The 12,484-nt window shown below is 47.1% G+C and carries 7 protein-coding genes; all 7 read right to left on the bottom strand.

The window, feature by feature from the left end; all coding sequences use genetic code 11:
- Positions 1-74: 74 nt before the first annotated feature.
- Positions 75-1,637, bottom strand: coding sequence for an ABC transporter substrate-binding protein (locus MKZ09_RS17795; RefSeq protein ID WP_076133184.1), 1,563 nt, complete (start codon positions 1,635-1,637; stop codon positions 75-77).
- A 90-nt stretch (positions 1,638-1,727) separates the two neighbouring features.
- Positions 1,728-2,663 carry a carbohydrate ABC transporter permease gene (locus tag MKZ09_RS17790; protein ID WP_038571187.1) on the bottom strand — a complete coding sequence of 312 codons (936 nt, stop codon included), beginning with the start codon at positions 2,661-2,663 and terminating at the stop codon, positions 1,728-1,730.
- Positions 2,664-2,676: 13 nt separating this feature from the next.
- Positions 2,677-3,636, bottom strand: a complete 960-nt coding sequence (locus tag MKZ09_RS17785; RefSeq protein ID WP_038574490.1) for an ABC transporter permease — start codon at positions 3,634-3,636, stop codon at positions 2,677-2,679.
- Between the two features lie 121 nt (positions 3,637-3,757).
- Positions 3,758-7,108, bottom strand: a complete 3,351-nt coding sequence (locus tag MKZ09_RS17780; RefSeq protein ID WP_076133186.1) for a glycoside hydrolase family 9 protein — start codon at positions 7,106-7,108, stop codon at positions 3,758-3,760.
- Between the two features lie 228 nt (positions 7,109-7,336).
- Positions 7,337-9,079, bottom strand: a complete 1,743-nt coding sequence (locus tag MKZ09_RS17775; protein ID WP_076133188.1) for an extracellular solute-binding protein — start codon at positions 9,077-9,079, stop codon at positions 7,337-7,339.
- Between the two features lie 8 nt (positions 9,080-9,087).
- Positions 9,088-10,752: a response regulator gene (locus tag MKZ09_RS17770; protein ID WP_143767278.1), complete on the bottom strand. Its 1,665-nt coding sequence runs from the start codon at positions 10,750-10,752 to the stop codon at positions 9,088-9,090.
- The gene (locus MKZ09_RS17765) at positions 10,668-12,410 is read right to left on the bottom strand and encodes a sensor histidine kinase (RefSeq protein WP_076201303.1); all 1,743 of its coding nucleotides are present in this window, start codon (positions 12,408-12,410) and stop codon (positions 10,668-10,670) included. Before MKZ09_RS17765 ends, MKZ09_RS17770 begins: the two co-directional genes overlap by 85 nt.
- Positions 12,411-12,484: the final 74 nt, after the last annotated feature.

Here is a 12,484-nt window from a genome sequence, read left to right as displayed (position 1 = left end):
CAAAAGTCAAAAGGACCTACTCATTGTTCTTATCCAGAACAATGAGTAGGTCCTTTATTCGCTATGAACGCATATTACCTACTGGCAAGGAATTCATCAAGCTGTTTTTGCTTTTCAGCAATGACTTTATCTAGTCCGGCCGATTTTTGGGCGGCGATAAATTTAGGCAATTCTTTATCCAGATCAACCGAGCCTGTCTCAAGCATCTTCTGATATTCTCTTAGGACGTTTGCTAGTGCTCCAACTTCTGATTTGACTGGCTCACTGTCAAAGGTGAAGCCCAGCGCCGGTGACGATTTGGCCCCTTCGTTGAACTTTTTGAACTGCTCCCACTTGTCCGGAGCTTCCGAGCTCCAGACATAGTTCAGGAATTGATTTCCCAGCTCCCAAGCGACGCCCGGTGCGTACTGTCCTGACTTCTCCGTCTGCGTCATAACATTACCATTAAGTGTAAAATGCGTACCTTCAATACCGAAGTTAAGCAGATTAATAATCTCTTGATCTGTATGAAGCAGGTTAATCAGCATCATGGCGCGTTCCGGGTTCTTAGACGTTGATGAGATGGCTAACATGGCGCCGGTAGTCTCCGATGTGGCGACCGTTTTACCTGTCAAAGTAATTTGTGCAAGCTTGCCATCAAGTCCTGTCGCGGATGCGATTTCCTCTGCTTTGCCTGGCTTGAGAGGCTCTACGGTGGAGAATACGTTGCCCGTCTTATAAGCATCAAGGGATGACGTTTGGGAAGTGGCCGCATCTTTGTTAAGATACCCCTTCTGGAAGAAATCACGGGTTACTTTTAATGCATTTAAGTATTGGGGATACTCTTCGGCCGGTTTGACTGTCGCTTCCGTGCCATTCTTATCGATAGCGCCAGGTATCGTCGTATCACCTAAAAAATCCAATTCCACAAAGGAGTGAGAGGCGAACGTACCACCAGTTGTATACAGCGGATACATGGTTGGCTTCTTCTCTTTAACGATCTTATAAACGGCATCTAAATCTTCGATTTTTTGCACTTTACTCATGTCGATGCCGAGTTCATCGGCAATGTCCTTCCGGTACACAATGCCCCCTGACGATGCCAATTCTTTATTAGTAGGGACTGCATAATTTTTGCCGCCGATTTTGGAGCCATCGAGAAAAGCTGGATCCAAGCTATCCTTAATGCCCTGGCCATATTGATCGAGCAAGGGACCGAGATCTAAGTAAGCACCTTTGGCAACGTTCTTTGCATACCCGTTCCATGAAGCTGTAAATAGAATGTCTACGGGCTCTCGAGAAGCGATAATGAGGTTAGTCTTATCATCCCATGCTCCCCAATCGATTGGTGCGATATCTACCGTCGCGTTGATTTTTTCAGTCAAGATCTTGTTCAGCGCTTCCTCGACGATAGCCTCGTCCGCCTGAGGAGCTCCTTCGTAGACCAGCTTTAGTTTATAGGGCTCCAGCTTCGAGGGCTCATTGGATGTATTATTTGTGGTTGAATTCGCTGATGAGCTCGGTGCGGCGCTTTCTTTTCCGGCATTATCCGGTGTAGCGTTGTTCGAGTTGTTTGAATTGCCGCAAGCCGTAGTGGCTAATGCTGAGATAAGCATCAGTGTGAGAAGCAGTGAAGCCTTGCTTTTCGTATCCTTCATTTTCAAGTAATCCCCCCATAAAATAGAATGATATGCTAAACCATATACTGGTTTTAGCCGTTTCCGTGCCCACGTAAGTGATCGGCAATCTTAGCCTTTAACGGAGCCTACTGTCAGGCCTCTGATAAAGTATTTCTGGAAGAACGGGTAAGCAAATACAATAGGTCCAACACCTACAACCACCATCGCCATACGCACGGTTTCACTCGGGAAGTTGATCATTCCGCCAGCTCGGGTAATTTCAGCCATCGCGTTCGGGTTACTGGATAAGTACTGGATGTTGACCATCATCTTGTAAAGAAAGTACTGCACGGATATATTGTGGTTGTCTGTAATAAACATTAGACTTAGGAACCAGTCGTTCCAATATGTCAGTGTTTGGAACAGTGCAACGGTTGCCAGAACCGGCAGAGATAAGGGCAATACAATTCGGATAAATATCCGTAGCTCCCCTGCCCCATCTATTTTGGCTGACTCCAGCACAGCTTCAGGTACAGTCTCCTTAAAGAAAGTGCGCATGATCAGTACCCAGAATGCGGACATGATCAGCGGCATGATCAGTGCCCAAAGTGTATCTTTTAATTCCAGCATCTGAACGTATACCAAGTACCAAGGGACTAAGCCGCCGGAAATCAGCATCGTTAGAAAAACAAAAAATGTAAAATACTTAGCCTGTGGAAAATTATTCCGAGAAATGGGGTACGCATACAGCGCTATTATGATGACGCTTAGTATCGTACCGATCACCGTGACGGTTAGTGAGATTCCATAGGAATGAACGATTTGACTGATATCTTTCATTAGGAATCGATAGGCTGCTAGATTGAAATTTTCGGGCATAAATCGATATCCGTGTGTCATAACGGACTGCTCATCGGAGAACGATACCGAAAGAATCAGCAAAAGCGGTAGGATACAGAGCGCCGAATAGATAACGAAGAAGATGTTTATGAGGGTTGACGCCCATCCCGACAGCTGATTCTTTGGATTGGACCCAGATAGGGATTTACTCTTTGTATTGGTCATAAGGGCTCCTCTCTTAGAACAGCGCGTTCTCGCGGTTAAAGCGGCGAACGACCCAATTGGATACAAAAACCAAGATGAAACCAACGACTGATTGGAACAGGCCTGCTGCTGAGGAAAGTCCGATATCCCCAACGGTCAGAAAGGTGCGGTAGACATAGGTATCGATAACGTTTGTCACAGGGAACAATGCCCCCGATTCACGCGGCACTTGGAAGAATAGGCCAAAGTCGGCATTGAAGATCCGCCCAACCTGCAGCAACGTCATAATCGTGAGGACTGGCATGATCAAAGGAATCGTGATTTTCTTGATCTGTTGCCACTTGTTCGCCCCGTCTATCGTCGCTGCTTCGTAGTACTCCTCGTCGATACCAATAATTGCCGCCATGTACACAACCGTGTAGTACCCCATGTTCTTCCACGTGTTTATGATCGGCAAGACGATCGGCCACACTTCTTTCGTGAAGTACCAGCGTACGGAATCAAGACCAAGCGCCGGCAGCAACGTGCCGTTGAAGTATCCTCGCTCGTCGCTCATGAACCCATACACTAAGTACGAGATGACGATCATCGACAGGAAGTATGGCAGGAACATGATCGTTTGGTGTAGCTTCGAGAGAAAGCGGTTCTTCATCTCGTTAAGCATCAAGGCGAACCCCAGTGGAAGCGCCATGTTCAATACAATAAACAGCGAGTTATAAAGCAATGTGTTGCGAATGATGATGTACGAATCCTTCGAGGCAAACAGGTATTCGAAATTTTTCATCCCTGTCCAAGGGCTTCCCAAGATACCGTCTTGGTAATTAATTGTTTTAAAGGCAATAACGATTCCGAATAAAGGGATGTAGTTATTTATAACAAGCAGAACGATTCCCGGCAGCATCATTGCGTAGAACATCCAGTAAGTACGAAGATTCTTCACGATGGAAAAATTACGTACAGTACGTATTGGTTTCCTATTTGTAGGAAGTGGCATAGCTTTCAATAGAGTTGTTGCACTCCTTTCACTGTCTTACACACTCCCCACACCGTTGTTTAGGCGGTAATGGGGAGTTCAGGTTTTCACTATTGAGATGTAACGGCAATTGTGTCGTTACTTATTGAGGTTCTGTTCCCCACTGAAGAGCGCCTGCGATATAGCCAGTTGTATGGCTCCAATCGGTGTAAGTCGAACTGGTCGGATCGAAGGAGTAATCCCCCGTCTGCGTGTAGTTCGTCCAATCGGTCTTGTTCATGCGGATCTGAAGCTCAATGCTGGCTCCAGCTGCCAAACTTCCGGCTCCGCTCGTAAAGCCGAGTTCCAGATAATGATCAGCTCCTGTCAAAGGAGCCGGCAACTTGACGAAGGCGCCAGTTACGTTGCTGCTGCCGACAGTGGACCAATCGCACCAGAAATTCTGGTCCTTCTCCCCATCGATCGTGTAATAATAATGAAGCTTCACGTCGGACAGATTGATGGCAGTGGTACCGGTGTTCTTCAGCTTTATCCGTGGGTTTAACGAATTGCTCGTTGCCGTAACAGGAGAATTGTACTGCTGAACTGTGATAGAACCACTTCCGGTAGAGGAGGTATCGACCACGGAGACCGCAAGATTCGCACTTGCTCCTGCGCTAAAGTTGAACGTCAACGTGGTTGTTCCCACCGGTTGGGAAGCCAGATAAGCCTTCTGGATCGTCACTGTCGTGCCTGATACGGTGTAGTCCGTACCAGCAACTAGAGCAGTCGTGCCATTATTAATGCCGATGAGTGTGTTATCGTTCAGCGTCAAGGTCACCGGAATGTCGGTCTGATTCGCGGTTTGCTTGTCAAAGGTAGCGGTCGGCGGACTGATCGTCGAGTTATTAACCGACGAATCGTTCACAGCAACGGATAGCGTAGCAGATGAACCGGCGTTAAACAGGAAAGTGAGGTTCGCCGTGCCGATTGGCTGCTGCGCGAGATAGCTCTTGTGTAGAGTGACCGTGTTACCCGAAACGGTATAGTCCGTGTCCACAACCAGAGATGTCGTACCGTTCTTAATGTCGGTGAGCGTGTTGCCGTTCAACGTTAGGGTCACCGGAATATCAGCTTGATTTGTGGTTTTCTTATCAAAGGCAGCAGTCGTTGGATTAATGGTCGAGTTGCTGCTATTTCCGGTTGCGAATGCGGCAATGAATACCAACCCTGAATTCCAATAAACGGTATGTTCATTTGTAGTCCATTCTTGGAAGTTATCGGTATAGTTCTTGGCTGCAAATCTTGATATCTGGTTTCCTACAGTTATGTCGTTGGAGTATTTATTCGGTCCTCCGACCAGATATCCCTTAGGTACACCAGGTAAACCATCCGTTCTATACATGATGCTGAACGGATATTTCACGCTGTTATCGCCGTAACCTGATACAAAAGATACGCCTACCGGGTTCTGCCCCAGAATCCAGTCTAACTGGCTATTGTTAATCTCATTAATGATAGCGCGGTTGCTCTCAAAGGTTCCCAGCAATTTCGTACCGATGATCATTTCCATCGGTGTGTCCGCAACCTGCATGGTGATTCCCCAATAGTAGTTACCATCTTTAATGATGCTTTTCCAAGGGCTATCGTTATATCTGCTCACTTTGTCATTGAACCATTGCTGGAATTTATCTGAATACCAGCTTAAGACTCCGGAGTCCGGATTAGCGGCTTTCAGATAGCTGAAGAAGCCAGTATTCCAGGTGTTTGCCCAACCACTGGCGAAATCAAGGGTATCCTCAAAAAATATTCCCATATCAGTGTAATTCGCCAGGAAATAATCGTTGTATTCGGCATCGCCGGTCGATCGGTACAGGGAGCCTGCAGCCCAAAGACGATTCGAAGCGTCATCCGTCACATCGTAAGGCCATCTGCCCGTATTAGGCGTCCGAATATTTTCCGGATGTGCTTCCAGGTACCCCCATGCGTCTATTGCCGCATCCAAGCAACTTTGGGCAAAAGCCGGATCAATATTCTGATAAATTAAGTAGGCATGTGCCAATACACCTGCTGCGGTAGCTGTATCGGCGGTCGTTTTGATATCAGTCCGCGAGCTTACCGTATCCTTATCGATAATTTCTCTGTCTACCATATTGTCGTCATCCTGAAAGGTCACTCGCGCATAGAAACCGCCAGTTGCAGCATCCTGCATTTTGAGCATCCATTCCAGTTCCCACCTTGCCTCATCCAGGATGTCGGGAATGCCGTTTCCGCTCTCAGGAATATTAAATTGATTGTCCGTAAATTTCTCCGGCATCATTTCATAGGCCCAGAAGAGATCCGACAAGGCTTTGGCTCCTGCGTTAACGTACTTGCCTTTATCGCCCGCATCATACCATCCCTTGGAAACATCTTTTTTGATGGAAGGATTGGACATTAAAGGTACTGCGGTGTCAGGAGTAAAATCTGTTCTTTGATAATTTTGAGTGTATGGGCTGGTAATATTAATCCCGGTTCTCTGGTAATAGAAGTATCTCGTTACGTCATTTAAAAAGGGTTCATAGATTTCGTTAGCTTCGCCGATAGTGAACTTGGGCGAATTCTGGAGACCCTGCACTGAAACATAATATTTTCCCGGAATCGTTAAATTCGTGAAATCGGCGGTGAAAATACGCTCCCCGCTATCGATAGCATCATAATTTTTGGTGAGTACAAGCGTTCCGGAATAAGCTGTGGAATTGTTTGTGGCGTTAATAATGTTAAACGGAGTACCTGCATCGACCGTGAGCACATCCTCAAAACCGGTTACGAGCGCTTGCTTTACTCCATCTACGGGATACCCTAATTGATTGACCTTGATGGGTGCGTACTCTTTCTCCTTATCGGGAGACGTAACCCTAATGTCATTAAGCCAGACTTTTAAAGGTTGAAAACCATTATTCTTGATGGATAATGCATCTATTGAAGATACATCAATTCCTTGGGAGACCTGAATTAGATCCTTTAACGGGATCTTCACATGGGTCCAACTTGTAGTAATGTTGACGTAGTTGTTAATGTTTACTGTAGTGGTAATTTCATTGCCGGCAGCTCTTTCGAATACCCGGTCTTTGAAGCCCAGTAAAAAGGACTCTCCACCCGCATTTCCTTTGATATTAAACTCAAGGAATCCATTTGGATGATAAGAGGTAAAGTCATACGCTTTCCAGCCTGCAACCGTAATTAAAGCGTTGTACCAGGAAGGACTGGTAGGCGTTTTCGCATTCAACAATAATGAAGGCAATCCATTGTACATTGCTGTAGAATCTATGGGCAGCTTACTGTTCTCCGTCTCCAATCCAAACCCGCTATCTCCTGCCCAGCCGTCGGATATATTACTGAATATTTGGTAATCCAGTAAGTCTCTCCACCCTGCAGGCGCTTCGGGGGTTGCCGCATTAGTCTTGATCGGATTTGAAAAAAAGATAGTCACAAACATAGTTAATGCCAGAAACACGCTTACTTTTTTCCTCATTACCTCTCCTCCTAAAAAGTTTTGTGAGCATAATTTGCCTCGCTCCGCTTCATACAAAACTCAGTTCGAAAGTCTATACTTAGTTGTGAGAGTTACTCTATGATTGTCTGCGTATACCATCACCTCTTTTTTATTGAAAACGCTTTCTAATAAAATCATTTTAATTCACGAAGTTAATCCTGTTATATAGAAGAAATAAAGGAACATAGAAGAAAACAAGCCACAATATTATGGCTTGTTTTCCATGTACCAATTATTTACTTCCCTCGTGATTACGTCGCCGCCATTCTTGTAAAATTGGGCTACGAACTCATCAAAGTAGGAGAGCGGCTTCTCGCCATAAATGATGCTCAGATAACTCTCCGTTGCGAGTTTCTGCAGGAACACTCCGTGTTTCTCCATCCCGTCCGTTAAAGGTCCGTGGTATCGGTTCGGGATTTCGAGTCCCTGCTCGGCAATCGCCACCCCAGCCGCCGTAAGTTGAGCCGAATTTAAACCTTTAATGGCCTGTTCGATCGGCGTCGTCACTATGGCTTCCGAATTTTCAGATAATTTTCTGATTGCATCCGCATTCATATAAGGCAAGGCTGGAGCGCCACCTGTCAGCGGATAGAGCATCCAGCGCATATCCATTGAAGACCCGTCCGCAAGCGGCCACTTTGCATTCGGCACGCCTTCAGTCGCGAAATTGACAGTAATGACCTTGTCGTTCATGATCACATAATCGTAACCTTCGTGAAACCCTGGTGCGAATCGGGGATCGAAGTACGGATCATCCGGTCCAAAATTTTTGGCAAGCAACTTGTTATAATAAGCGAACCAGGCTTCCATATTCGTGAAATCCTTGCTGAACACCGTGTAGATACCGTACAACGGCTTTTGTGCTTTGCCCTTTAACCCATCCGGTCCGGCAGGAAGGGAATAAGCCTGCCAATCCGCTTCCGGGTCGACCTTCACTGTATCGCCGAGCGGCCAGGCTCCCATCCAAAACGGGCCGAACATGACACCAGCCATTCCGTTAACCGCCAGTTCGGACGCTTGGCTCGGGTCCTGCATGCCTGCATCCCTGTCCATGTAGCCCTTCGCCATCCAGGACGCCATCGTTTCCAGGTATTTCTTAGCATCCGGATGTACGGCGCCAAAGATCAAGCTGCCCTTCTCGTCCTCATTCCAGAACAGTTTGATGTCAGACGTGCTAATCATCTGCCTTGAAAAAGCTCCGACGATCGCATCTGTCTGCCCCATCCAGCTCCAGGGACCTTCCTTTAGCGGAACCGCCAGACCAACTTCGTCATCATCGCCATTCCCATTAGGATCTTGTTCAGAAAATGCCTTCAGCACGTTCTCCAACTCACTTATCGTCGTAGGCGGGTTCAGCGACAGTTTCTTAAGCCAATCCTTACGGATCCACATGACCGTTCCCTCATCTCCTGCACTAAAACGGGGAAGTCCATATATCTTGCCGTCTTTGGTTACTTCTGTCATAGTATAAGCATACTTCTCGAGCGCTTCTTTTAGCTTAGGATGCGCATACTTCTCGATGGCATCATCAAGCGGAAGCAGCTTGTCGGCTTTCAGCAGATACTTCAGGATGTCTCCTTCAGCGCTAAGGGTGTCCGGCAGCTTGCCATTCACAGCCAGCGCCAGCCGAATTTTGGTATCTGCATCTTCGAACTTGCTGACAATCCAATCAAACTTCGTGACGATTCCCAGATTATCTTCCATCCAGCGGGTATGCACGTTGTCTGTAAGGCTCTCATCTGGCTTGAATGCGTTAGGCCGATTCTCGTCCACGATTCCTGTAGTGATCGTTATAGGCGGATCGTATTTAAAGTCCCATACCGGCTTCGTTTCCCCATTGGATGTACTGTTCTGTGCGGTTTTCCCTGTGTTACTTAAACAGCCGGAAACTAGCAGCATTCCGCTCAGAACTGCCCATAGAAAGATGACCTTTCTTTTTTGCTTCTTCACCGGCTCAATCACTCCATTCCCGATCGGTATCTATCCCTGAATTCCTGCGGCGTCACCTGATAATAGTCACGAAATTTTCGAATAAACCAGTTGGTATTGGGATAGCCAATGCTTTCACCAATATGGTAGATTTTATTATTTGTATGCTTGAGCACTTCGCAGGCTTTGAGCATACGCTGCTCGTAAATAAATTGGGATACGGTAGTGCCTGTACACTGCTTAAAGATTTTTGACAGATGATTAGGATGTATGAAGACGCGTTTGGCCAGCAAAGTAAGTGACAAGTCCTTGTCCAGCTCCTTCTGGATGTAAAGTTGCGTCTTCCGGACGATCACCTGGCTGTGGTCCTCGGTCTCCTCCCCTAGCTTATCGCGAAGTGTGCGTAGTAAGTCGAGCGCCCAGCTTTCCAACTGCGACGCGTGCAGCATCGCTTTTCCTTTAACGAAAGCCGATTGCTCAGGAGTGAGCATTTGGGCCAGCGTCCTGCCACTGCGATTCGCGATATACTGGAAGGCATTGGAGAGAAAGAAAAAGACGTCGCGCATGAGGTAAGGTGAACCCGTATGCATTAGCGGTGACACGAACGCTCGGATTTTAGTTTCCGCCGCTTCCCATTGCTCCGTTTCCAAAAGATGTGTCAGCAGAGGCGTTTCGTAGAGCTTGCGCATAAGACGCGCTTCCTCTTCATTCCGCTCAGGCACCTGCCCACCCGAAAAACCGTCACTATCCAATCGCGATTTAGCTGTCATATAACTAGCTTGCAGTCCTTCCGGGAATAAGCAGTCGGTTTCCCCTACAGAAATTTTACCTTTAAGCAAACTCTGTACTTCTTGCTTTAATCGCTCTATCCGCTCAAGCACCCATTCCGGATCGGGTGGTGCTCCTGATAGGTCGTATACCAGAGCGAGCAGGTTTCCTTCATCATCCGCAGCCGACCAGCAGTCATAGCGGTCCATTAGCAATTCTTCCAGCATGTTTGTTACCGCGAACCGGATCAGTGACTGTGAATAGAGATCTTGTCCGTCGAAAGGGGAACCCAACCGAACAAGGCACATTGAGACGTGACCTGGTATGGGAAGAGGGAGGTCAAACAGCTTTAACTTCTCTGCAAGCGCCTTGCTATTCAGATTTCCGCTGAGCACTTTGAGTAACAACCCTGCTTTCAATTCTGCACTATTATCTCGGTAGATACGGAAGCCCTGTTCGATTGATCGCTCCTGCTCAAGCTGCTTAATGATCCGGCTCATTGCCGTAAGTAGCTGCTCGTCCTTCGCGGGCTTCATCAGGTAATCGAGCGCTTGCAGCTCAATCGCTTTTCGGGCGTAATCGAAGTCCGCATAACCTGTGAGCAGCAGGCACTTCAGCCCTGGAATACGTAGCCTGGCCTGTTCGATCAGTTCCAGGCCGTTCATGCGCGGCATACGGATATCCGTCATAAGGATGTCAATGGGGAAGGAGTCTATCAGAGCAAGTGCCTCACTCGCGCTGTAAGCCTTCCAAACGCGGGAGATACCAAGTGTCGCCCATGGAATCGTATCTGCCAGACTGTCCGCATAATGTTTCTCATCATCAACTACAAGCAGGCTATTCATTGCTCTTCCTCCTTCGTTTCGTCTTTTATCCCCATACTCCAAATCAGCCTGACGTTTAGCCCCCCCAGTCTGGACGGGCAAAACTCAATTTGAGCGTCTGAACCGAAGTTGCCTTGCAGTCTTTGATATACGTTCCAAAGACCGCAGCCTGCATATTCGCTGGCCGGAATATGAAGCTCCATTTGCAGTTGGTCCATCCGTTCTTTATTTAATCCTTTTCCGTTATCCTCCACTTCCAAGAGTAATTGGTCTTCATTGACGTAAACTCTAATTTCAACCCGGCCTGGATATTCGACGTTCTCAAGTCCATGCACGATCGCATTCTCCACGATCGGTTGGATAAGAAGCCGGGGAATTCGCAGCTCCGCCAACTCTTCAGGCAGTTCGATGCTGTAGGACAGCGTCTCATTGCGAAGCCGAAGAATCTCGAGGTGAATGCGCACGAACGCCAGTTCTTCACTCAGGCTGACTCCTTGATTATCCATTCGTGTCGTATACCGGTAATAGTCAGCCAGATGATACGCCATGTCTATGACAGCCCGATTCTTCCCCATCTTGGTCATATTAATGATGAAACCTAAACAATTGTACAGAAAATGAGGATGGATCTGTGCTTGTAGCTGCTTTAGCGTAGCATCGCGCGCAAGGATACGCGATTGTAGGACATTCTCGATGAGATCTTGGATCTGTGTCGCCATCTCGTTAAAGTTCTGCATCAGGAACGTGAATTCATTGTTTGATTTCTTCGGCAGCCGGTAGGCGTAATCGCCTTCCTTAATCCGCTGCACCGCACGCACAAGTTGGAAAATAGGTCGATGTACGTTCCAGTACAAGGCAGACGCGGCGGTAATACAGGATAGGAGCAAAATAATCGAAGAAGCTCCAAACAATAACCGCTGTTGCTTGATAGGTCCGATAATCTGGTTAAGTGGAACAGAATCGACGAGATGCCACTCAAGAATATTGGAATAATAATAGGTAATCAGATAAGGCCTGCCGTCGAAGGAATGAATTAAAAAACTTGAATCCCGGCTATTGATCCTGCCGCCTAATTCCGCGATGATTTGGTCCATCTTGGGCCCATCTGCGGATCGGCTGGCGATGATGGCATGTCCTTCTTTGTAAAAAAATGGGTTGTCAGAGTGACCAGATTTGTAGGTATCAAGCAAATTTTCGAAGCTCCACTTGTAGAGGTTAATGCGAACGGCAACATCCAAATCGTCCGGACGGGCTGGTTTGTAACCCGTAGTGACATAAGTTCGAGTAAAACTGGAGCCAATTTCCAAATCTTCGCTGTAGCTCCACCCTAGCGAAAATCGGCTTTCAAACTCTTTAAGGTCATATTCATAGGAGGGGGAAGAAGAAATACTATCGTCTCGTTGCGGGAAATAGACGGTCACGTCATTGCGCCAGTTGCCCGATGCGCTGGCCAGCGACAGCTTCTCTTGGATCAGCAGCCTTGTTTTCATTAGGGAATAATCGCTCATGTTGAAGTTGTAAAGGTACTCCAGCACGTTCGTGTCAACGAGCATAGGTGCGGAGACTAAGTCGAACTTCTCAATGCTGGCATCCAGTTGTGCCACGAAAAGCTCCATCCGGTTCAGGCTGGCTTTGATAAGCTCCTCCTGTATAACGTTGATGCTCTTAGAGGTAGAATAATAGTACAGCGCCACGACCGGGGTTAGCAGAATCAGCAACAACACTAGCATTTTCTGAAAAATATTAAATTTGATCCGCATGGGATTTCCATCCTTGTTTTGTAATTACACCTCAACCTGTATTTTACAATGGATAGAAAGCGTTTTCTATACAA

The organism is Paenibacillus sp. FSL R5-0908 (genome assembly GCF_038006245.1).
GTDB lineage: Bacteria > Bacillota > Bacilli > Paenibacillales > Paenibacillaceae > Paenibacillus_AQ > Paenibacillus_AQ odorifer.
Note: the sequence above shows the minus strand (reverse complement) of the source record. Positions and strands in the feature narration are given on the sequence as shown.

Excerpts from the sequence above, each read along its gene's own strand:
- MKZ09_RS17765 (WP_076201303.1), bottom strand. The coding sequence starts at position 12,410 with ATGCGGATCAAATTTAATATTTTTCAGAAAATGCTAGTGTTGTTGCTG.
- MKZ09_RS17790 (WP_038571187.1), bottom strand. The coding sequence starts at position 2,663 with ATGACCAATACAAAGAGTAAATCCCTATCTGGGTCCAATCCAAAGAAT.
- MKZ09_RS17780 (WP_076133186.1), bottom strand. The coding sequence starts at position 7,108 with ATGAGGAAAAAAGTAAGCGTGTTTCTGGCATTAACTATGTTTGTGACT.
- MKZ09_RS17795 (WP_076133184.1), bottom strand. The coding sequence starts at position 1,637 with ATGAAGGATACGAAAAGCAAGGCTTCACTGCTTCTCACACTGATGCTT.
- MKZ09_RS17785 (WP_038574490.1), bottom strand. The coding sequence starts at position 3,636 with ATGCCACTTCCTACAAATAGGAAACCAATACGTACTGTACGTAATTTT.